The organism is Paenibacillus albicereus, assembly GCF_012676905.1.
GTDB lineage: Bacteria > Bacillota > Bacilli > Paenibacillales > Paenibacillaceae > Paenibacillus_O > Paenibacillus_O albicereus.
The window spans coordinates 435,897-458,399 of the sequence record NZ_CP051428.1 but is presented as its reverse complement, the minus strand read 5'-3'; the positions used below and the strand labels follow the sequence as shown (position 1 = coordinate 458,399).

Below are 22,503 nucleotides of genomic sequence, written 5' to 3'. Positions count from 1 at the left end.
GCAAGCCCGGCATGCCGCGCGAAGGCAGCGGAGACCTTGCGAGATGGGGACGAGCCGAGCTGCGGCTTCCCTCGCTAGACCCGCTCCGCTCCGCCGTTCACCGCGCCGGCTCGTTTCGCGCCTCCATCCGTTAGGCGACCCGCAGCTTCGTCCGCGCCGGATCGAGCCGCCTGCCGAATCTCCACGACCGTACCCTCCGGCGACGACCGGACCGTCCGGCTCAGCCCCTGCTCGTGCAGCATCAGCTCCGCGATCGCGAGGCCAAGCCCGCTCCCTTTGGCCGGGGACGGAGCGTCCATGCCGGGGCCGCGATCCTCGATGCGCAGCGTGCCGCCCGCCTCCGCCGTCAAGCGCACGGCGCACCAGCCGCCGGAGGCGGCGTGGCGCAGCACATTGAGCAGCAGGTTGTCGAGCACGCGCTCCAGCCAGCGCGGATCGGCCGTCCACCAGAGCGGCTGCTCCGGCAGATCGGACTCCAGCTCGAGGCCGGCCTGCTCGAAGGCCGGGTACCAGGCGGCCAGCTGCGTGCGGACGAGCCGGGCGGCGTCGAGCCGCTCGGGACGGTACGGGTACTTGCCGGCGGACAGAAGATTGTAGGAAAAGAGATTCTCCATCATTTCCGAGAGATAGTCGAGCTTGCCCGTCATGAGCGCCAGCGACTCGCGGCCGGAGGGTCCGAGCGGCTCCTTGGCGAGCGTATGCGCATGGGCCCGCAGCACAGTGAGCGGCGTGCGCAGGTCATGGGACAGACGGGCGATGAGATCCCGCCGCAGCTCCTCCTCCTGCCGCTCGCGGCGGCGGGCGTCCTCGAGCTGGCGCACCATGCCGTTGAAGCTGCCCTCGAGCCGCCCGATCTCGTCGGAGCCCGACAGCTCGACCGGCTCCGGCAGGCCGCCGGCCGACGGACGCTCCATCGCGGCCTGCAGGCGCACGAGGCGGCGGCGGATGCGCAGGAAAAACAGCATCGACACGAGCAGGAACAGGCCGAGCATGAGCAGCACGCCGCCCGCGTAGACGCCGCCGCTCACGCGGTCCATCCGCTGCGAGTAAGGCAGCGTCAAATAGCGCGGCACCTCCAGCGCGACGAACCCCTCCGCGCGCGAGGAGCCGACGAAGCTGACGACCGTGTAGCGGTCGCCGCTGACCGCGTCCTTCATATATTCGACCGTAAAGGCCGGGGACCAGGCTTCCGGCACATCCTTGCGCTTCGGCATGGCGTCACGCAGGCGGCCAGCTGCGTCGACCCGGAATACATAAGAGCGAGGGTAGCGCTCTTTCCAGGCCGTCAGGCGGGCGGCCGCCTCCTCGTCGCTTGCCCCGCCCATCGCGGCCGCCTCCGCCTCCCAGGCGAGGCGCAGCTTCGTCGTGTCCGAATAGATGGACGGCTCGGACCGCGGAAACAGCCATTCGAGCGAGCTCATCGTCACGACCCCGACGAGCATGAGCAGCAGCGGCAGCATGACGATCGCCGACAGCACGATGCCGCCGTAGCGCAGGAGCAGCGACGGCCGGCGCAGCGACTGGAGCAGGCGGCTCATGACGGCCTCGCCCGATAGCCGATGCCGCGCACCGTCTCGACCAGCGTCGGGTTGGCGGGGTCCTTTTCGATGCGTTCGCGCAGGTACCGGATGTGCACCATGACCGTCTTGTCCCCCTCGAGGTACGGCTCTCCCCACACCGACTCGTATATCTGCTCTTTCGTCAGGATGCGTCCGGGGTGTCGCAGCAGGAAAAGCAGGATCTGCAGCTGCTTCGGCGTCAGCGCGATCTCCTCCCCGCTCTCCCCGTCGGTGACGGTCAGCTCGCGCGGGCGCACGAGCAGATGCCCGAGCCGCACCGGCTGGTCCTCGCCCTTGCCGAAGCGGCGCAGCAGCACCTCGATGCGGGCGGCCAGCTCCTCCGGGTGAAACGGCTTCGTCATGTAGTCGTCGGCGAAGCGCAGTCCCTGCAGCTTGTCCTCGACGGCCGAACGGGCGGACAGCATGAGGATGGGCAGGCCGGGGCAGCTCCGCTTGAGCTTCTGGCCGACCGTGAAGCCGTCCAGGCCCGGCAGCATGACGTCGAGGATCGCCATGTCGGCCGCCTCCGCGAGCGTCTCCGCTCCTTCGCCGCTTTGCCGCCACTCCACCTCGTAGCCGCGCTCCCGCAGATCGCGCGCCAGCCAGCCGCCGATCTCCGGGTCGTCCTCGATGTACAGCAGCCTCGCTTTTCCGTTCATGCGATACCTCCTCCGCTTCGTTTGGTCCGAGCCTGCTTCACTCGTTGGCTTTCCGCCTTTCGCGCCGACCCGCGCCTCCCGCTCCGAGAATCGACTGGGCAATGATCCTTTTATCATAGTCTTTCCCGCAGGCGCTGCGATAGTTAAAATTCGTTTAAAAGCATAAGGCAGTCCGCATCTCTACAGCGCTCGCCGGCCCGCTCCGTTCGCCGCATGATTCTCGTTTCGCGCCGCCGCATGAAAAGGGATCGGATGCCGGAAATAGAAATACGGCCTTCCCGGTTCCAGGGAAGGCCGTATCTGACTTCTGCTTTTTATCCGCGGTTCGCCTGCAGATCGATCAGCCCGATCAGCGCCGCGGCCGCCTGGGCGCGCGTCACCGGCTGAGCCGGCGCGAACTGGCCGCCGCCGATGCCGTTCATGAGGCCGGCGTCCTGCACCGCTGCCACATACGGCTTCGCCCAGGCTGGAACCTGAGCCGCATCGGCAAAGTCCGGCTTGGCGCCGGCCGGCGCCTGCAGCCCGGCGGCGCGGGCCAGGACGGCGGCGAGCTCGGCGCGCGTCAGCGTGCGCTGCGGCCCGAAGGTGCCGTCCGCATAGCCGCCGATGATGCCGGTCGCTGCCGATTGGGCGGCGTAGCCTCGGGCATACGCCGGGATCTTCGCCGCATCGGCGAAGCGGCCCGCGTTGCCGCTGTCCGTCCAGCCGAGGGCGCGGCCGAGCATCGCCGCCAGCTCGGCGCGGCTGACGCCGGCGTCCGGACGGAAGCGTCCGTCCGCGTCGCCGGTCACGATGCCGAGCGCAGCCGCGCGGCTGATGGCGCCAACCGCCCAGTGGCCCGGCTTGACGTCGCTGAACTGCGGCGCGGGACTTGCCGTCGGAGCCGGGCTGGCGCTCGGCGACGGAGACGGAGCCGTGCTAGGCGAAGGGCTCGCCGTCGGGCCCGGGCTCGGCGTCGGCGTCGCGATCGGCCCAGGACCCGTGCCCGTATCCGGCGTCGGCGTCGGCTCTGCGCTCGGCGTCGGCGTCGGCTCTGCGCTCGGCGTCGGCGTCGGAGTCGCGCCGCCCTTCGCCGCGAAGCTCCAGATGTCGGAGCGCGCGTAGCCGCTATGCTCGTCGCGGGCGACGGCATACCACTCCTGCAGCCCGTCCGTCAGGCCGGTCCATGCCGCGCGCGCCGTGTCGCCGCTCGCGGTCTTTTGCACAGAGCCGATCGGCGTCTGCGTATACACGCTCGCGGTCATCGAGTCGGTCGCGACCCGCTTGACCATGGGGGCGAGGTTCAGCTCGAGGCTGAACTCGTCCTTGCTGCCATGCACGTCGGTGTCGTAATAGTTGTAATCGTCCAAGTACGGCGAGTACGTCTTGATGTCCACGCGGTTCGCCGCGAGATTGAACTGCATCAGCCGGATGTAGCCGAGGCCGCCCATCTCGGCGCCCTGGTAGTCGGCGAGCATCTGGTAGACCTTGCGGTCCGGCACGCCGTCGCCGTCGTCGTCGATCTCGTCGATCTTCGTCTCGGCGTCATGGTAGTGGCCCGACAGCACCGCGAACACGTTCTTGTTCTTCGTCACGACATGCTCGTAGATCTCGTCGGCGATCGGGGCGCGGTTGCCGGAGACGAGCAGGTACTCGTGGAAGGCGAGGATCGCCTTGCGCTCCGGATGCTGCTGCAGCACGTCGTCGATCCACTGGATCTGCTCCTTGCCGATGCCCCAGCCCATGTACACGATGATGAAGTCCTGGCCGCCGGCGGAGATCAGGTCGTAATGGCCGCGGTTGTTCTCGTAGGAGCCGCCGTAGTAAGGCTTGTCCTTGAAGCGGTCCTCGCCGTAGTTCTTGCCGTACTCCGTATAGTCGCCGGTCTGGTGGCCGACGTCATGGTTGCCCGCCAGCACGCCGTACGGCATGCCCGCGTCGTCGAACGGCTTCATCGCCCGCTGGGCGTTCTCCCACTGCTCGGGCTTGTACGACTTGTCCACGATGTCGCCGGTATGGATGACGTACTTGATGTCCATCGCATCGCGGTTGTCCAGCACCCACTTCGTATTGCCCTCATAGATGAAAGGCCAGCTCTCGGAATAATACTGCGTATCCGACATCCAGACGAAGGAGAAGTCATAGCCCCGCTCCGAGGAGGCGGCGGCAGCTCCGCCCTTCTGACCGTCCGCGCTTGCGGCTGCCGGGGCGGCAGCGATCTCGTCCTGCACGAGCGCGTGCACGACGCCGTCGACGGCGTAATCGCCCGCCTCCACCGAAGCGCTCAGCTCGAACGACTGCTCGTCCGCCGGCACGTTCTGCGCCAGACGCTCCCACTTGGCCGCAGACGCGCTCCATGCGTACAGCGTCACCTTCCGGCCCGCGAGCGAGCTGCCCTTCCATGCCAGACGGACCTCGTCCTGCGGCTTCACCGCCGCGTCCAGCTTGATCTCGAAGCGGTGGTACGGGAAAGCGTCCGTGCTGTCGTTGACCAGCTTGTCGCCGTCTTCCGACGCGATCCGGGCGTACTCTTCCGCCGTGAGCTCGCGCTCGCCGTCCGGCTTCAGCACCGGAGGCGGCTCGACGGCCGCCTGGCCGGTGAACGCCCGGAACGATTCCTTCCGCTCCGCGCTATGCTTGAAGCCCTGATAGAAGCCGACGCTCAGCTCGTCGCCCGTCGGGTCGACGACCCGCACGGCCAGCTCCGCCGAGGAGCCGGAGACGTCCGCGCCTTGCAGCGGAGCGACGAGCTCCGGCGCCAGCGGGTTCTCGTCCGGCACGAGGAAGCGGACCGTCCGCTCCATCCGGTTGCCGGCGTTGTCCTCGGCCGCGACGACGAGCGCATGCTCGCCGCCGCCCAGCGCAGAGCTGGTCGCTGCGTAAGGCAGCTTCGCCGGCTTGCCGTCCAGCGTCGCCGCGACCGAACCGGCCTTCACGCCGGAGAGCGCATCCGTGACGGCCGCGTCGATCGTGAAGGCGCCGCGGTACGTCTTGCCCTCCTCGACGGTCGGCGCGATCGCCGGAGCCGTGTTGTCCACGACGACGCGGCGGGCAAGCGACAGCCCTCCCGGTCCCGTCAGGCCGATCTCATGCCCTCCGTCCGCCGCCGTCGTCGTATCCCAGGCGTATGTCCGGGAGCGCAGCTGCTCGGCGAGCAGCGGGAACTTGAACTCCAGTCCGACATGCTTGCCGGCGGAGTCGCCCATGTCAATGACCTTGCTCCGGTCCGCAAAGGCCGGATCGTAGACGACCGTCCCGTCCGCCAGAATCAGGCGCACGTTGCGGATCTGGAAGTCGTCCTTGTTTTCCTCCGTGCGGTCGTCGAAAGGACCGGACTTGGAGCCGGCGCGGATCCAGATGCCGTTGTCGCCGGCCTTCAGCCGCTCCTGGCCGATCGGGTAGAGCAGCGTGCGCCACGACGGGATCGGATCCATGAACGTATAGAGGATCTCCTGACCGATCGTCACCGCGTTCTTGAAATAGTAGTCGACGCCGCTCGCGTCGAACGCCAGATAGGCGTCCTGCTCCAGCGAGGCGTACACGCCCTCCGTCACCGTCCTGCCGTCCAGCGCCAGCTGCAGCTCGCCCGGCGCATGCTGCTCCGCCGTGCCCTTGAGCGCATGGATGCCCCGGATGAACTGGCCTTCGGCCACGTTCAGGCGCAGCGGCGACTTGTCGCGGCCGTCCTTCACCGGCACGCGCACGGCCGGCAGCTCCGTCCGGTTCTGGCCGTCGGAGGCGACGGCCTTGTACTCGACGTAGCTTTTGCCGATCAGGTCGGCCGCCGGGACGAGGTAGTGATAGTACGTGTCGTTGTAATCGCGCGTCAGGTAAAAGCTCGCCCAATCGCTCTTGTCGGTACGGTACTGGAGCTGGACGGACTTAATGCCGCTCTCGTCCTCCGCCTCGAGCCGGATGTCGAGATCCTGGGCCGCGTCCGCCTCGGCGACGCCGGTGCGGTCGAGCAGCGCCGGAGCGGCCGCGTCTTCCGCCACATGGACCGGACGGGCGGGCAGCTGCCACGCCTCTACGCTTCCTGGAGTCGATCTGGCCGCGGCCGGACCGAGGTTCAGCATATCCTTGCCGCCGAGCGTCGGGTAGCGGTATTGGATGCCTTTGTCCGTCTTGACGTCCGCTCCCTCATAGGAAGCGACCGCGAGGTCGACACGCGCGTTCGTGCCGACGACGAGCGCGCGCGGCGAGCCGTTGGCCATGCCGGCGCTGTGCACGCGGAACAGGCTCTGCCCTTCGACCAGCGAGCTGCCGAAGTTCGCGTTGAACTGGGCGGCCGTCGCCGAGCCGTTCGCTCCGTTGATGATCCACAGCACGATGGCGCTCCGCGCCGGGATCGTCACCTGCTCCGGATCGCTCGCCCAGACGACGTCGGCTTCCGGCCCTTTGTCCGGGTAGCGGTAATAGAGCTTGTAGTCGCCAAAATCAAGATCGCGATCCGTATTATTGTAGATTTCGATGAACTCGTATCCGTCGGAGCCGCCTATGTTCGCCGTGTCCGGCGTCACCTCGGTGACGAGCAGCGGCGGCACCCGATCGGGATCGAGCTCCGGCAGATCGATCGGCACGACGGCCGTCGGCGTCGTGTCCTTGGCTCCGCCGTTGTCCGCCTGGATGTAATAAAGCAGCGACTCCTCGGCGACGGCCGCCGCCGGAATGCTGCCGGCATACGCCGTGCCTCCGTCCGTGGAGCGCAGCGCGACGCTTTTGTACACGGACTGGTTGACCGTGCGGTAATAGACGGTCGCGGCTGCCGTCGGAAGCGGCTGGCCGTCGCCGTCCGCCACCTGAACGACGATCGGCAGCGCTTGTCCGCCCTTGGCGGACGCGGCCGGCTCATGCGCGACGACCGGCTGGCCCTGCACGACGGCAGGCGGCGGCGCAAGCAGCTGGCCCGCCTCGACCGAGCCCGGCGTCGGCACGGCCAGCACGGCGTATTTGCCTTGCTCGGCGGTGCGGGAGGCTTGATAGTGGACGCCGAGGGTCGTACCGCTGCTGCTGATGTCAGCCTTTACATAAGCGGCAATCGCCTTGTCCTGGCCTTCGCTCTTGACGACGACGGCGCGGTTGCCGTCATTGGCGAACGCCGAGAAGCCACCGGTCTGGGTCGGCAAGGAGACGACCTGGCTCTCCGCCAGCTCCGTCCTGTAGAAGTCATTGAACGAAGCGACCGCCTTCTTCTCCGTATTGTTCCAGAACACTTTCGTCTCGCCGGGGGCAAGCACGGTATTCGCCGGGAGGCTGAACTTCAGATCCGGCGAGCTGCTGGCCGTATACCGGTAATACAGCGCGTCCGTCACGTCCTGCGGAGCGGCGCTTCCGTTGTGAAGCTCAAAAAATTCGTACACGTCCGTCCCGACATGGTCCGGCACGATCTCCGTCACGATGACCGGCGACAGCGAGCCGCCGTTCGGAGCCGGGGCCGCCGCCGCTTCCGGCAGCGGGCCGGCGACGGGCAGCACGCCCGCGATGAGGCTGGCGGCGAGTCCGCCGGCGAGCCATTTGCGCCACGGCATGTTCCGCAGGCGTCGCTGCATGTCGCGCAGACGGCGCTGCACATGCAGCCGGCCGGGCAGCTTGTCCTGCCGGGAGAATTGCTCATTCGGCTGGCGCTGACCGTCCTGCCGGCGGGCGTGAACGTCCGAAGCGGAGCCAACTGCCTTCCCGCCAGCGGCCTCTTCGATTCCGAGGCTAGTCCCGCTGGCGGACGCCGGCGTTTGTTCCGTCATCCATCCCTCAGCCTGGAGCCCCCGGCGCTTTTCTTCATTCGGCATCTGCCTGTTCCTCCTCTTGTCGCAGCAGGCCTGTCCACTCCGCCTGTCCGCGATCCGATGTCTCTCATTTCCGAACCCATCTTTACTAGGCTAAAGAACGTTTGTTATCCGGGCATCAGAGGCAGATGGAGAAACGGTAAATTCGTTATTCGGGGAATCGGCTCAGCAGAAATGGACAGGCGGCGATGAAGGGGACCGGATGGCTCTCGCTCGACCTCCGCCGCCTCCGACGCCGCGATGACGGGGTCCGGACTACTCTCACTCGACCTCTACCGCCTCCGAAGCTGCGATGACGGGGTCCGGACTACCCTCCCTCGACCTCCGCCGCCTCCGGAGCTGCGATGACGGGGTCCGGACTACTCTCACTCGACTTCTACCGCCTCCGACGCCGCGATGACGGGGTCCGGACTACCCTCCCTCGACCTCCGCCGCCTCCGACGCTGCGATGAAGGGGTCCGGACTACTCTCACTCGACCTCCGCCGCCTCCGACGCCGCGATAAAGGGGTCCGGACTACTCTCACTCGACCTCCGCCGCCTCCGACGCCGCGATGAAGGGGTCCGGACTACTCTCACTCGACCTCCGCCGCGTCCGACGCCGCGATGACGGGGTCCGGACTACTCTCACTCGACCTCCGCCGCGTCCGACGCTGCGATGACGGGGTCCGGACTACCCTCCCTCGACCTCCGCCGCCTCCGACGCCGCGATGAGGGGGTCCGGACTACTCTCACTCTACTTCCGCCGCCTCCGGAGCTGCGATGAAGGGGTCCGGACTACTCTCACTCTACTTCTACCGCCTCCGGAGCTGCGATGAAGGGGGCCGGACTACTCTCACTCGACCTCCGCCGCCTCCGAAGCTGCGATGACGGGGTCCGGACTACTCTCACTCGACCTCCGCCGCCTCCGGAGCTGCGATGAAGGGGTCCGAGACGGCTCTCGTTCTCCCTCTCGTTTCTGCGGCTTGCATCCAGGACTTCCGGAGCATTTCGGGGAATGGCCACAACCTCCGCTTTCCTGTAGCGTCCAATTGGGCGGAATAGCCTACAGCATCTACTCTAGATTTACATGAGAAAGGAAGTCATCCTTGCATGTTCCTCCACCGTCCATCAGTCCGTCCCGCGGACTTCGCGCCGCATAGACGCCCCGTCCCGATCGCGGCATCCGCCCTGTTGGCCGCGTCCCTGCTCGCCGGCTCCATCGCGGCGCCTTCGCCTGCCGCCGCGCGAGGCGCCGGCTTCGCCGATGTCCCCGCCAAGCATTGGGCCGCCGGGGACATCGCCTGGGCCGTCGACGCCGGCTTCGCCCAAGGCGACGGCAACGGCCGCTTCCGGCCCTCGGCTGCGCTCAGCGAGCCGGAATTCCTCGCCCTGGCGGCGCGCGCCTACGGCGCGGCGCCTGCCGTGGGCGCAGCCTCCGGCGCGGCCTGGCACTCGCCGTATTACGCCGCGGCCGCCGCCGAAGGCTGGGCCGCGTTCCATGCCGCGCAGCCGGCCGCCCGCTATACGCGTGGCGAAGCCGCGCGGCTGCTGGCCTCCGTCGCCGGGCGCTCCGGAGGCGAAGCCGACGCCGTGGCCTGGCTGCTCGCGGAAGGCATCGCGAGCGGGCGCACGGCGTCGACCGCTGCCGGCTACGAGAGCGGCAGCACGCTGACCCGAGCGGAGGCGGTCGCCCTCCTCCGCCGGATGCTCCGCGCCTACCCGGCGGCGCAGCCTCCCGTGTCGCCTGGCCCGTCCGCTTCTCCTTCGGCTTCGCCGGCGCCGTCCGTTTCTCCGTCCGCTTCGCCTGCCCCGTCCGCTTCTCCTTCGGCTTCGCCGACGCCGTCCGCCTCGCCGGCACCATCGGCCTCGCCGTCCCCGGCGACGGCCGCGCCCGGCCCGCAGCTGCGCGGCATCCAGCTCGGCGACGGCGAAGCGGCGCTGCTGCAGGCGCTCGGGGCGCCGGACCGCAAGGACCCGGCGCTCGGAGGCTTCACTTGGTACGTCTACAACAAGGACTACAGCCGCTACATGCAAGCCGGCATCAGCGGCGGCAAGGTCGTCGCCCTCTACTCCGGCTCCCCGGCGGCCTACGAGGACGGCGGCGGCCTGTGGAAGACGCTCCGCCCGGGCATGAGCTCCGCCGCTCTCCAGCAGGCGAGCGGCCAACAGCCGGCCGCCTCGGCCAAGACGCACTCCTTCGTCTCCGGCGGCATCCGCACGACGCTCTTCCTCGATACGCTCGACGAGGGCAAGCTCGACGCCGTGCTCGTCGTCGCCGGCTCCCCGTCCGGGGCCGAGCCGGCCGCCGAGGCGCTCGCTTCCGGCTACGAGCGGCAGGTGTTCGATCTGACCAACGCCTTGCGCGTCAAGCGCGGCGTGGGCGCCCTCGCCTGGGACGACACGGCCGCGCTCGCGGCCCGCAAGCACAGCACCGACATGGCGAAGCGCGATTATTTCAGCCATTCCAATCCGGACGGGCTGAGCCCGTTCGACCGGATGAAGGCCGAGGGCATCCGCTACACCGCCGCCGCCGAGAACATCGCCTACGGCTACCGCTCCGCCATCGAGGCGCATAACGGCTGGCTCAACTCCTCCGGCCACCGCAAAGCGATGCTTTCCGACGGCTACACGCGGCTCGGCGTAGGCGTCTACGACAATCGCTACACGCAGAATTTCTACAAGCCGTGAGCCTTCACGGCCATGCCCAACACCCGCCGCCCCGATGGGCCGCGGGTGTTTCTTTCGCTTGTTCAAGCTCCTATGCGCCGCTCTCGCTTTTCCGCAGCTCTTCTCCTGTCCCCGCCGCTTCGCCCGTATGCTCTCGTCCGACCGTCTCCCGCTGGCCTCCCCGCCCCCCGGCAAGGTACAATGAAGCATCGGCGGCCCTTCGCCCCGAACGACACCTGTGCAAAGGAACGGCTTATGAATCCAACCGAATTCCGTCCCGGCGACGGCTTCACGGCCAGCGTCCGCGACTATCTCTACATCTATGCGTGCCACGAGTCCGAGGCCGAGCTGTGCGCGCTCGAGCTCTCGTGCCTGTTCCCCGGCTTCCTCATGACGCCGGACAGCCGCGCCTTCCGCCATGCCCGCCGCCTCGATCCGAGCCGCAGCCCGTTCCTCAAGCAGCGTCTGGACATCCGCGCCGAGGCCGCATCCGAGCCGGAGCTTCTGGAGGCCGCCGGAGCCGTCCTTTCGCCGGGAGAGCGCCTGTTTCGAGCCCGCTATGTGAAAACGGGGGCGCTGGACCAGCATCCCGACCGCCGCCGCCTCGAGCTGGAACGAGCCCTCGGCCTCGCCGTCACCGGCGAGCCGGAGCTGAAGCGGCCGGATGTCGTCTACGGACTCACCCGGCACGAAGGCCGCTGGCTGGCCGGCGAGCTGGCCGAGGCGGAGCCGCTCTGGCTGCGGCACCAGGACAAGCCGCGCCAGTATTCGACCGCGCTGCCGACGCGAGCCGCGCGCGCCGCCGTCAACATCGCCGCTCCGGGAGAGCCGGCGGGCAGCTCGCTCGTCGATCCGTGCTGCGGCATCGGCACCGTGCTGCTGGAGGCGCTCTCGCTCGGCTTTTCCTGCCGCGGCAACGACCTCAACCCGCTCGCCGCCGTCGGAGCGCGGGAGAACCTGCGCCATTTCGGGCATGCCGAGGAGCTCGTCTCCATCGGCGACATGCGCGGGCTGAGCGGAGCGTTCGACGCCGGCGTGCTCGACATGCCTTACAATCTCTGTTCCGTGTCCCCGCCGGAGGAGCAGCTCGGCATGCTGATCGCGCTGCGGCGGCTGACCGGCCGCGCCGTCGTCGTGACGACCGAGCCGATCGAAGCGATCCTCCAGGAAGCGGGCTTCCGCATCGAGGCGACCGCGCGGCTCACCAAAGGGAATTTCGTCCGGCTGTTCCATCTTTGCCTTGCCGACGGTTGACAGCCTCCGCCGGGCTTGATATAGTGTAATTACGAACATACGTACGCTCCAAGCATGCGGAAGCACCGCAGCATTGGGCTCATCTCGAGCCTTTTTGCTGCGGTGCTTTTTGCGTCGGGAGACAAGAGAGGCGGAGCGGATCGCTCTGCAAATCTTGTCCTTCTCGGAATGGATCTTGCTTAGCCGTCAGAGGACGGCGAATGCCGGTTCGCCCTGCTTGGAGCAATTTCAAAAGGAGGCTTCCGTCTATGTCGCTGTTCTCTGCCGTCCGCCCGAGGCGCGGCGCCGCCCGTCCGAGCCGCGTCCGCCGTCCCGTCTTTATCACGCCTGCTCCTTCTTTTCCCCCGTCCCGCATCCCTCTGACCTCTGCATCTGCCTCGTCGCCGTCATCCCTTGCCCTGAATTCGCTGACCTCTGCGTCTGCCTCTGCCTCGTCTGCTTCTTCCCTTGTCCTGAATCCGCCGACCTCTGCACTTGCCTCTGCCTCGTCTCCGTCATCCCTTGCCCTGGATCCGACAACTCCTTTCCCTGCTCTCGCGCCGCTATCTCCTGCGTCGGCCGCACACGCGGCGGGCCGTTCGAGCCGTCTTGGTCGGAGCGGCTTCGCTTCGCCTCTGCTGCTTCTTCTGCTCCTGCTTTTGCTTCCTGCCGCTCCGGCCGTTGCCTCCTCGATCGAGGTCAGCCCGAGCGCTCAGGCCGCCTTCGAAAAGACCGCGTCCCAAGCTTCGCCGGAGGCGGCCAAGCGGATGAACGACCGCATGCGGCAGTATGCGAGCCAGCTCCAGGAGCTTGCAGCCGTCCGCAAGCAGGCGCAGGACGCGCACGCGGCGGCGGCCAAGCTGGCGACGGCGGTGCGCCAGGCCGCGGCCGCCATCGACGACGAGGCGATCCGCGCCCAGCAGGCGCGCGTGGCCAAGGCCAAGGGCGTGTATGAGCCGCTCTACGCCGGCTACACGGCGCTCGGCCAGCGCAGCCGCAATGCCGGCAGCAAGGAGACGGCCAAGGCGCTGCGGCTGCAGGCCGACCTGATGAAATCCGGCGTGCAGCTCGCCCGCCAGGCCGTGCGCCTGCAGGAAGAGCAGCTCGCGGAGCTGCGCCGCGCCCGCTCGGCCAAGATTGCCGACGTCCGCCGCATCCTCGCCGGCCTGGAGCCGGTGAACGACACGCTGCGCGTCCGCAAGGCTGCCGCCCGCATCCCCGAGTCGGCGCTGCGAGACGCGCTCCGGGACTTCTCGGCCGCCGCCCGCAAGAGCGACGCCGCGCTCGTCGACCGCGCGCTCGGCTCCATGCTCGGCAGCGGCTCGCAGCTGCTCGCCCAGTGGCGGGCGATCGCCGAGCTCGAGCGGCAGTATTCCGGCATCGCCGAGCAAGCGCGCCGCCGGCTGGCCGGCTACGGCGTCACGGCCGGGTGAGCGGCTCGACGCCTGCGTCGGCCCCGGAGCTTCGATCCAGCGGCTGCCTGCCAGCCGCTTGCGACAGTCTTTCGGAGGCCGCTTCCGCCGCGTCCGCTGCGCGGGAGGCCGCGTCGATGCGCCGTCGGAACAGCGCCGTAAGGATCGCGGTCGTCAGATAGAACAGGCCGGACATCGTGTAGACGGCTCCGACTCCCCAGCGGTCCGCCATCCAGGACAGCAGCACGACGGACAGGCCGAACAGCGAGTAGACGAGCGTGTTCTCCGCGCTCATCACCTTGGGCAGCTGCTCCGGCGGACAGACCTTTTGGAATACCGTCCGCCTCGTCACCTCCCGCAGCTGCTGCGGCGGCCCCATCAGCACGACGAGCGCCAGCGCCAGCAGCGGAGCCGTCGTCCAAGCGAAGGCGAGCGTGAACAGCCCCATCAGGCCCGCGCCCGCCGCGATCGACAGCGCCGGCCAGCGGGACAGCCGCCGCGTGAAGGCGACGACGAGCAGCCCGCCCGCGATGCAGCCGGCGAAGTACCCGGCGTTGATGAACCCGTACCATTCGGTGCCGGAGCCGAGCTGCTCCGTCGCATAGACGAGCAGCAGCGCTCCGATCCACGTCGCGCTCACCGTTCCCTCGATCGTCTCGATCCAAAAGATGAGCCGCAGCACCGGATTGCGCCAAATATTCCGCCAGCCCTCCTGGACCGATGCCCATGCGCCGCCTGGTCGGCTTTCCGCCTCCGAGCCGCCGGCGCCCGCAGCGAATGTCTTCCCGCTCCCGTCGAGCCTCGCTTTATCGGTTGTCGTTCCATCGTTGTCAGCTTCAGCGCCACGGGCCGACGCTCCGTCTTCGGCCGCATCCGCGGCTTCTCCTGTTCCCTCGCCTGCCGGCTCGCGCAGGCGAAGCGTCATGAACAGCGCAGCGGCATAGATGGCGAGCGTCGCGTTCAAGACCGGCGTCGCTCCCAGCCAGGCGACGATGACGCCTCCGGCCGCCCATCCGGCCATCATGACGATCTGGTCGGTCGTGGACATGAGGCCGTTCGCGCGCAGCAGCTCCTTTTTGCCGACATAGCGGGGCACCAGCGCGTTGCGCACCGGCGTCGTAATTCCGTCGGTGAAGCTAAGCAGCCCGATCAGGGCAAGCACGCCGCCGATCCCGGCCTCGTCCAGCCCTCGCACAGCCAGCAGGAGCACGAGGAACAGCAGCACCTGCAGCAGCTGGGACAGCTGGATGAGCCTCGTCAGCGGCCAGCGGTCCATTACGATCGGCGCGGCGATGCCGCAAGCGAGCTGGCCCGCCACGCGCGCGAGCGGCACGAGCGAGGAGAACAGCGCCGAGCCGGTCAGCTCGTAGACGATCGTCACGATCGCCAGCAGATAGAGCGTGTCGCCCAGATTGGATAAGCTCTGCCCCGCCCAAAGCCAGCGGAATAACCGAGGTTGGTTCATGATAGCCGGCTCCTTTTCAGCTGAACCGCAGGTTCGGTCCAAGCTTGAACTTTATAAATACTTTTCTTTATAAAGTCATCATACGGAAGGCCGGCTCTCGCTGTCAATTCCCATTTCATTCGGCATGGCTTGCCTACGAGCTGCTTCAGCCCGCGAGATTCATCCCGAAACGAAAAAACTGCCCGGCCGTCATTCCAGACGGCCGGACAGCCTTTGCCCTGCTTTTACCGCTCAAGTCTCGCCCGACGATCCCGCTCAAGTCTCCAGCCAGACCGTTCCGGTCCGGCTCACGTCGCAGCCCGTGATGGCGCCGAGCTCCTTGCGGAATGCCGGCTGCCCCAGCACTCCAAGCAGCTCCTCCAGCAGCCGCTCGTTCGCTTTCGTCCGCAGGACGACGAGATCGTACCGCTCCTGAATGAGCGGCACAAAATCGATTCCGCTGACGAGCTCCGCCGCCTTGGCCATGCCCACTCCGGCATCGGCTTCCCCGGAAGCGACGGCCGCGGCGACCTCCATATGGCTGTTGACGCAGCGGTCATACCCGGCAATGCCGGCGGCAGCGAGTCCATGCAGCCGAAGCTGCTCGTCCAGCAGCACCCTCGCACCGGCGCCGCGCTCCCGATTGACGATGCGCAAGGCCGGCCGGCCCAGATCGCTCCAGCCCGTCAGTCCCAGCGGGTTCCCTTGCGCGACGTACAGCCCCGCCGGACGGACGAGCAGATTGACCGCCAGCAGAGGCGCGCCGACAAGCAGCTTGCGGATGTAAGGCAGATTATACGTATCGGTGTCTCCGTCCCAGAGATGGGTGCTGACGACATCCGAGGCTCCTTGATACAGATCGATGAGGCTGTCCAGGCTCCCCTTATGCGACCGGAGCGCGCGGAACCCCGCTCGGGACAAATGAGCGGCCAGCAGGTCCATGCCGGGATCCTGCCCGGTCAAGACGACCGGCCGAGCCGGCGCGCCCGCCGTCGGTCGGACAGCTTCCAAGCCGCTGTCCTCGCTTGCGGCGGAATCCGCCGTCAGGCCCGCCCCTCGGCGCGCTGCGGAGCGATCGCGCCCGGCATTCGCCGCTGCCGTCGGGCCGCGCTTCGCGATCGTCTTGTCCCCGGACCGGCTCGACGCCGCTCCGCCCCCCGCCTCCCGCTCCTTGGCCCTCCGCTTGTAGGCTTCCAGGTCGGAGGCGTCTACGCGCATCTGCTTGCCGACTCGATACGCGGGCAGCGCCCCTTTTTTAATCAGGTCGTAGACGGTCAGCTTGGATATTTTCAGCAGTCGGGCTATTTCTTCCGTCGTATAGGATTCATCCGGCATGCGGCATCTCCCCGGCTTTCGCGTTAATGTCGATCTTCAGTGTACCATACATCGGATCGGCTCATTTACAACCGTGTCTCTCCTCTATATAATCATACTAATTATAGCTAGATATAACGAAATCATACGAATCAGAGGAGAATCCACCGATGCCAAGACACCGCCGTTCCGTGTTCCCGTTCCTTCCAAACGCCTGCTTCCTGCTGCTCGCCTTGGCGCTGCTGCTTGCCGGCTGCGGCCAGGCCTCCGACTCCGACCGCGCGAATGCGGGAGCTGTCTCCCCCGATTCTCCGGCATCGTCCGCCGGCGTCAAGCCGAGCGCGGAGCCAGGCGCGCAGCCTTCCCCGGCGGGCTCCGAGCGTGTCCGGCTCACCGTCTCCGCCGCCGCCAGCCTGACCGAGGCGCTCGGGGAGATCGAGACCTCCTTTGAGGCCGCGCATCCGACCCTTGAGCTCAACTTCAATTTCGGCGCATCCGGCACGCTGCAAAAGCAGATCGAGCAAGGCGCTCCCGTCGATCTCTTCATCTCCGCCTCGGGCAAAAACATGAAGGCTCTGGCCGATGCCAAGCTCGTCGACGCCGCCCATTCGGCCGATCTGCTGGCGAACAAGCTGGTGCTCGTCGTCTCCCGGGACAGCCAGCTGGCCCCGAGCAGCCTGGACGATCTCACGGACAAGGCCTACTCCCGCATCGCCGTCGGCATTCCCGAAAGCGTGCCGGCCGGCCAGTACGCCAAGCAGGCGCTGGACAACTCCGGGCTCTGGGACGCGCTGGAGGATAAGCTCGTGCAGGCGAAGGACGTCAAGGCCGTGCTGCAGATGGTCGAGACGGGCAATGCGGAGGCCGGCTTCGTCTACGAGACCGACGCGCTCGGCTCGGACCGGGCCACGTTGGCGCTGAAGGCAGAACCCGCTTCGTATTCGCCGATCCTCTATCCGGCGGCCGTGCTCGCCGAGACCAAGCATCCCGAAGAAGCGGCCGCATTCTATGAGTACCTCCGCTCTTCGGAAGCCATGGACGTTTTTCTCCGCTACGGGTTCTCCGAATCGCCATGAGCGTGTCCTCGGTCGATTGGGAGGCCTTCTGGCCTCCCGTTCTGCTGTCGCTGCGCATCGCGCTGCTCGCCTCGATCGCCGCCCTCGTCCTCGGCACGGCCGCCGCGCGCTGGATGTCACGGACGCGGCTGCGCGGCAAGCTGCTGGTCGAAACGGCGTTCCTGCTGCCGCTCGTGCTGCCGCCGACCGTCGTCGGCTTCGTGCTGCTCGTCGGATTCGGCCGCCGCAGCTGGGCGGGACGGCTGATCGAGGCCGTCTTCTCCTCGCCGCTCGTCTTCACCTGGTGGGCCGGCGTCCTGGCTTCCGTCGTCGTATCGTTTCCGCTGGTCTACCAGACGATGAAAACGGGCTTCGCCTCCATCGACCAAGACCTGGAGCAAGCCGCCCGCTCCGCCGGAGCGAGCGAGCTCCAGGTGCTGCGATTCGTCGCGCTGCCGCTGGCGTACCGGTCCCTGCTCGCCGCCTTCGTGCTCGGCTTCGCCCGCAGCCTCGGCGAGTTCGGAGCGACGCTCATGATCGCCGGCAACATTCCGGGCGTGACGCAAACGGTGCCGACCGCCATTTATGTCGCCGTAGACAGCGGCCAGACCTCCATGGCCTGGGCATGGACGATCGCGATCGTCGCCTTCTCCTTCGTGCTGCTGCTCGTGACCGGGGGCAGCCGCTCCCGTGATTCCATCCGAGAGCACCGTTAGGCTCCGCCTTGGCCAAGGCCCTCCGTGCGCATTCCGATCCGCCCAAAAAAGGGACAAAGCCATTCGCATGGCTTTGTCCCTTTTGGATTGCGGGAGGGCGAACGCTCGCCCCGCTCCTCTTAGCTGCCGCTTGGCTGAGCCAGCTCGGCTTGCTTTTGCTTGTATACTTCCTGCCACTCTTCCTGGTAGCGGCGGTAGAATGCCGGATAGCGGAAACGCAGCTGCAGGATGCCGTTCATGAGCTTCTCCGGCTCGGCGTCCAGGCGGCTCAGCACCTCGGCCGGCAGCTGGGCGCGAAGGCCGGCAGCCGCCTCCTCGTTGAACTCGCCGTAGTACCATTCCATGTTGCGAATGACGATGGCCGGATGGACGGCCGTGTCCTTCTGCAGCTTCTCGAGCTCCTTGGAGAGAGCGTGCATCTCCTGCATCTGCTTGCGCAGCTCGCGAATCTCCTCGCTCTTGCTGTCCATGCCGTAGACGAGCTCGGCGAACAGCTCAGCCTCGCGGAAGCGTCCCGCCTGCATGTAGGACTGGCACTCGAGCAGCAGCACGATGCGGGCGCGCACGAGGTCGTCGCCCTGCTCCAGCGACTTCAGGAAGCGGCGGACGCGCGTCTGGATCTTGGACCAGCGGTCCCATTTCTTGAGGTCGATGACGCGGTTGATCTGAGCGACGAGCAGCGGCAGATGGGCCGGCCCCTCCTCGCCTTCGGCCGGGAGCGCCTCCTCGACGATGCGCCAGGCGTCCGCCTCGCGGCCCGTCCGGATGTAGGCCGCCGACAGCAGGGCAGCGAAGTCCGCCTTGCGCTCCGGATGCTCGGCGACGAGCGCCTCGAGACGCTCGACGACACGGCCGTAGTGGCCGAGCTCTCCGAGCAGGTTGGCGATCATCGCCTGGACGTCCGCCTGCTCCTCGGCGTTGGCAGCCGTCTGCAGCAGCACCTTTTCCTGCGCCTCGACCGCTTCCCACTTGTCCTGGGCGATGAGCGCGTACAGCACGGCCGCCTGAGCCGCGCCCAGCTCGGGCTCGCGCTCCACGATGCCGCCCAGATGACTCTCGGCCGCGGCATAGTCTTCGCCCGCGATCGCTTGGCGCGCTTCCTCCAGCAGGCCCTTCAGGGCGTCGCCTTCTTCGCCGGAGAGACCGTTTTCAGTCTTTTTGTCGATTTCGCCGATTATGATGGAGAACAGGTTCTCGATTCCTGGTTTCAATGTCCCTGCTTCTTGCGGGGAAGTTTGATTTTGCATGTCGAATTCCTTCCTCTCTGCTTCCCCAGACGCAGCGCTCCAAGCTGGCGGAAGCCAGGCTTCCGGCCGCTGCCGGGACCATATCCCGTCTATTATACCATAGCTGGGGGCGATTGCGGATACTGGGAGATTCCACTAAGTAGACGCGCAGCCGGCGCCGATGGTTGCACAGGGGAAAAAGCCGGACCCGAAAAGCCGGTCCGGCTGCGTCCCTTCCTCGCGCTAGGCGAGCAGATCGGCGTAATCCTTGCGCCGCTTGAACTGAGCGGCCGCGTACGAGCAGGCCGGCTCGATCTTGACGCCTTCGCGGCGCGCCTCGTCGACGACGGCTTGCAGCAGGCTCGAGGCCAGGTTCTGGCCCCGATGCGAGGGCGATACGTACGTGTGGTCGACGATCCATACCTTGCCGCCGTCCGACGGGGCGTAGGTGATTTCTCCGATCGGCTCCCCGCCCTCGCGGATGACGTATCCATTCCCTGATTTTTCCGGCTCGGTTGCGGCCATGGACGACTCCTCCTTTGCGGCGGCGCGCTTTCGGCTCCTGCCTTCTGCTATTGTCATACCCGATCCAGGGCTGTCTTAGTCAGCCGGCTTCAGCCGAACCGGTGGCCCGCCGCTTCCGGCAGCTGGTAGCGCTCCGCGAGCGTGCTGCGCGCGAGCAGGCCCGCCGGCCGCTTTCCCGCACGGCGCAGCTCCTTCGTGTACTCGCCGATCGTCATGCCGTAGCTTTCCTTGAACAGGCGCATTAAGTGGCGGGGGCTGATGCGGGACATCTCCGCCAGCCGCTTGACCGTCACGTCCTTTTCGTAATGCTGCTCGATATAGGTCCGGACCGTCTCCAGCGCCGCATCGAGCTGCTGCTCCGTACCGCTCAGCGCTTCCTTGAACAGGCGATGCAGCAAATCCTCGAAGACGGTCTGCCCGCGGAACCGCTCCAGCGGATCGAGGCTGCTCCGGCAGGCGCAGACCGTCTTGCACAGCGACACGAGCGCCGCCGCCGGGTAAGGCAGCGGCTCCCCCGACAGCGGAATCGCCGTCGCATGGCGCGGCAGCGGCACGGCGCCGCCATCCGACTCGTCCGACGTCAGCGCCTGGAACCGGAACACGTACATTTCCAGCCGATAAGCGGAGACGACGTCGGCGCGGAGGTTTTCTCCGGGGGGACTGATGTAGACGACGCCGCTGTGCAAGGGCACGGCGCGGTCTCCAGCCGCCAGCATTCCCTGCCCGCCCGTCACGGCGACGAGCCGGAAGTCCGATCGCCACTCCGGCCGCACCGGGCTTGGCCCCGCCGCCGCGAACGGCGCCGCATCCCGCAGCTTGAACCAGATTTCGTCCAGCCCTCGCGGAATTGGCAAGTCCCTCTGTCCAGCCTGCTTCTCTCCTGCGCCCATTGTCATCCACCGTCCTTGTCTGAAGAATGTCCTGCCTAAGCGCGGTCACAGCGCATGGTGTTTCTCCATCTTAGTGAAAATGATTCTCATTGTCAATTAAGTGCAGCGCTGTTCCGGAAGCATGAAAAAAAGCCGCTGCTCCAAAGACGAGCAGCGGACTGGGAAAGCTTTGATCCGTCAGACGGCCGGACGGGAGTTGCGGGCGAGCGCCGGTCCGTAGCGAGGAACCTCGCCGTCCCGACGGGTCTCGCGCACGAGTCCCATCCGCTCGAATACGCGCAGCTGACTGTAGACGGCGGTCGCTCCCGCGCCGCGGCCATGTCCGTGTCCGGACGCTTGCAGCTCGCGGACCAGCTGCTCCACCGTGGCCGACGTGTCGGCGGTATAGATATATTCGAGCAGCGCGTAGCGCTGGGGATTGAGGCGGATGCCTCTTGCTTCGATCTGAGCGACAGCTTCCTGCAAGCGGCAAGAGGACGGGGCGGCAGGAGACAAGGGCGACGGAGCGGCATTGCGTCGGGTCGGCGCGATGGCCATGACAGACCCACTCCCTTCACGAATTAATTCTATTTAATAATGATTATAATTAACTCCAGAGAGCTTTGCAATGCCCGCTTTTCTGCGCCCGTGCCTTCCCGCGCCGTTTCCCGCGCCATTTGGTCCCGCCCGCTCCTCTACTGGCTCACGCCCTCCCCATAGGGGCTGCGGATGACGGCCGAAGCCGGAATGCCCTCCCATGGCTTGATCATGGCATTGTAGTCCAGGACGGCCTTCTCGATCGAGGCGCGCAGCGCTTCCTGGCCCAGCCGGATGCCGAGGAGCCGCAGCTGCTCCTGCGCGTACTTCATGGCCATCGCCAGCTTTTGCGGCCCTCCGCCGTTCGGATAAGCGGACTCCGCGAGCGCCGCGGCCTCCTCGGCGATGCGGTGCAGCAGCACGCGCTGATGCTCCCCGGCTTTTACCGACAGGTACGCGACGCCGCGGCGGCACAGGATCGGCGCCGCGACGATGACGGCAAGCGCCAGCAATGCGGTCATCGCATCCTCTGCAAAAGCCGCCCAGACAGGCCATTCTTCGATATCCAACATGAACCGTTCTCCTTTGCTCCTCAAGGTGTCTGCCCCCAGCAGGGCGGGCTCGTTTCTGGCTCTCCGGCTCCGGCCGGAAAGGCGATCTCCTCCTCTCCTCCCTTCGCAGCGAAGCGAAGGGGATACCATGCCATAACCGCGATCGCGCAGTCAGAAGCAGCCGGCCGCGGCCCTTGGTGCAACTCGCTCCTGTACCTAGAATTAGGCCTTTCCCTCCCGTTTCCCTTCTTTGTGCCCGATATCGAAAGAACGCTTCCAGGATGACGATAGAATGAATGGGACGAGAACATTTGTTCCCGCTCGATCAGTATAGTAAAGGCGCGGCTCCTTCGTCAACCCCAGCGCGGAAGCGGTCCCATTCGCGACGAAAAATTTTTTTCCGCCCTCTTTTTCCTCCGGTTTCCATCCCTGCCGGCGCCATCCTAGGCTACGCCCGCCCGGGTGCCGAACGGACCGCCGGAGCCCCCTGTTGCCCGCGCGTGTCCGAGAGCGCTATCATGGCCGCCTCGCCTGCGCTCCCGCCACCTGGCTCCCGCAAGCGGAGACGGGCCTCCGAGCGCGCTCGGACACGCTTGTCTCCCCCGTCCTCCCTCGCTTGCGGCCGGTGCTCCGCTCCTGCTTTCAACCGGCTTCGGCGGGCGGCTGCCGCCCTTTACAATTGAATCGGGGCACGTTACGATAGCTCCAGTGCTTAGTTCCCGGCAGCGATTCCGGGAAGCGGGGAAACCACTATTCAGGGGCGAATCGATTCGGGCGGCATCAAGCCGCGCCGATCCGTAGGGTACCATCCACCCGAGTCCGTCAGCTAACCTCGTCAGCCTGAGATGGGTCATCCTTCAGCGTGAGCTTCCATGGCCCGATTGCCTCGCAATGGGCCTCTTTGCGTTATCCTCATCTCCAGGCCTTCCCTTCCGCGAGGGCGCTGGCCCCCCGCTTTCCGTCTCGGCTGCCCGATTCCACGATGAAAGGGCGC

Annotated in this window: 15 protein-coding genes and 1 riboswitch; of the genes, 5 read left to right on the top strand and 10 right to left on the bottom strand. The window is 67.0% G+C overall.

The genetic code is table 11. The features are described from left to right. Positions 1-74: 74 nt before the first annotated feature. The 3 genes from HGI30_RS02050 to HGI30_RS02040 form a co-directional block, all read right to left on the bottom strand. The gene (locus HGI30_RS02050; protein ID WP_168906168.1) at positions 75-1,538 is read right to left on the bottom strand and encodes a HAMP domain-containing sensor histidine kinase; all 1,464 of its coding nucleotides are present in this window, start codon (positions 1,536-1,538) and stop codon (positions 75-77) included. Beyond that, entirely contained in the window at positions 1,535-2,218 is a 684-nt protein-coding gene (locus HGI30_RS02045; RefSeq protein ID WP_168906167.1) for a response regulator transcription factor, read from the bottom strand. Before HGI30_RS02045 ends, HGI30_RS02050 begins: the two co-directional genes overlap by 4 nt. A gap of 314 nt (positions 2,219-2,532) precedes the next feature. Beyond that, on the bottom strand, positions 2,533-7,983 hold the full coding sequence (locus HGI30_RS02040; protein WP_168906166.1) for an S-layer homology domain-containing protein: 5,451 nt from the start codon (positions 7,981-7,983) through the stop codon (positions 2,533-2,535). Positions 7,984-9,070: 1,087 nt separating this feature from the next. Here HGI30_RS02040 and HGI30_RS02035 point away from each other — a divergent pair. The 3 genes from HGI30_RS02035 (at position 9,071) to HGI30_RS02025 (ending at position 13,293) form a co-directional block, all read left to right on the top strand. Beyond that, positions 9,071-10,648, top strand: a complete 1,578-nt coding sequence (locus tag HGI30_RS02035) for a CAP domain-containing protein (RefSeq protein WP_168906165.1) — start codon at positions 9,071-9,073, stop codon at positions 10,646-10,648. A 234-nt stretch (positions 10,649-10,882) separates the two neighbouring features. Next, positions 10,883-11,881, top strand: coding sequence for a TRM11 family SAM-dependent methyltransferase (locus tag HGI30_RS02030; protein ID WP_168906164.1), 999 nt, complete (start codon positions 10,883-10,885; stop codon positions 11,879-11,881). A 746-nt stretch (positions 11,882-12,627) separates the two neighbouring features. Continuing rightward, entirely contained in the window at positions 12,628-13,293 is a 666-nt protein-coding gene (locus HGI30_RS02025; RefSeq protein WP_168906163.1) for a hypothetical protein, read from the top strand. Here HGI30_RS02025 and HGI30_RS02020 read toward each other — a convergent pair. Together HGI30_RS02020 and HGI30_RS02015 are read right to left on the bottom strand one after the other, a co-directional pair. Next, positions 13,280-14,737: an MFS transporter gene (locus HGI30_RS02020; protein WP_168906162.1), complete on the bottom strand. Its 1,458-nt coding sequence runs from the start codon at positions 14,735-14,737 to the stop codon at positions 13,280-13,282. The genes HGI30_RS02025 and HGI30_RS02020 overlap by 14 nt on opposite strands. Before the next feature lie 255 nt (positions 14,738-14,992). Further along, the gene (locus tag HGI30_RS02015; protein ID WP_168906161.1) at positions 14,993-16,051 is read right to left on the bottom strand and encodes a substrate-binding domain-containing protein; all 1,059 of its coding nucleotides are present in this window, start codon (positions 16,049-16,051) and stop codon (positions 14,993-14,995) included. A gap of 149 nt (positions 16,052-16,200) precedes the next feature. Between HGI30_RS02015 and modA the strand changes: the two genes are divergently transcribed. Together modA and modB are read left to right on the top strand one after the other, a co-directional pair. Beyond that, positions 16,201-17,106 carry a molybdate ABC transporter substrate-binding protein gene (gene modA / locus HGI30_RS02010; protein WP_168906160.1) on the top strand — a complete coding sequence of 302 codons (906 nt, stop codon included), beginning with the start codon at positions 16,201-16,203 and terminating at the stop codon, positions 17,104-17,106. Continuing rightward, a complete protein-coding gene (gene modB, locus HGI30_RS02005) occupies positions 17,103-17,801 on the top strand; it encodes a molybdate ABC transporter permease subunit (RefSeq protein WP_206110000.1) in 699 nt (232 codons plus the stop codon). Before modA ends, modB begins: the two co-directional genes overlap by 4 nt. Positions 17,802-17,920: 119 nt before the next feature. On the opposite strand, the gene HGI30_RS02000 is transcribed toward modB, so the two are convergent. The 5 genes from HGI30_RS02000 to HGI30_RS01980 form a co-directional block, all read right to left on the bottom strand. Further along, complete coding sequence (locus HGI30_RS02000) at positions 17,921-19,012, bottom strand: BTAD domain-containing putative transcriptional regulator (protein WP_168906159.1); 1,092 nt, start codon at positions 19,010-19,012, stop codon at positions 17,921-17,923. Positions 19,013-19,270: 258 nt separating this feature from the next. After that, the gene (locus HGI30_RS01995; RefSeq protein WP_168906158.1) at positions 19,271-19,552 is read right to left on the bottom strand and encodes a GNAT family N-acetyltransferase; all 282 of its coding nucleotides are present in this window, start codon (positions 19,550-19,552) and stop codon (positions 19,271-19,273) included. 89 nt (positions 19,553-19,641) lie between these two features. Then, complete coding sequence (locus HGI30_RS01990; RefSeq protein ID WP_168906157.1) at positions 19,642-20,406, bottom strand: AraC family transcriptional regulator; 765 nt, start codon at positions 20,404-20,406, stop codon at positions 19,642-19,644. Between the two features lie 213 nt (positions 20,407-20,619). Beyond that, positions 20,620-20,979, bottom strand: coding sequence for a transcriptional repressor (locus HGI30_RS01985; RefSeq protein WP_168906156.1), 360 nt, complete (start codon positions 20,977-20,979; stop codon positions 20,620-20,622). A gap of 137 nt (positions 20,980-21,116) precedes the next feature. Beyond that, positions 21,117-21,530 carry a phage holin, LLH family gene (locus HGI30_RS01980; protein ID WP_168906155.1) on the bottom strand — a complete coding sequence of 138 codons (414 nt, stop codon included), beginning with the start codon at positions 21,528-21,530 and terminating at the stop codon, positions 21,117-21,119. A gap of 678 nt (positions 21,531-22,208) precedes the next feature. Further along, positions 22,209-22,363, top strand: a riboswitch (cyclic di-AMP (ydaO/yuaA leader). Positions 22,364-22,503: the final 140 nt, after the last annotated feature.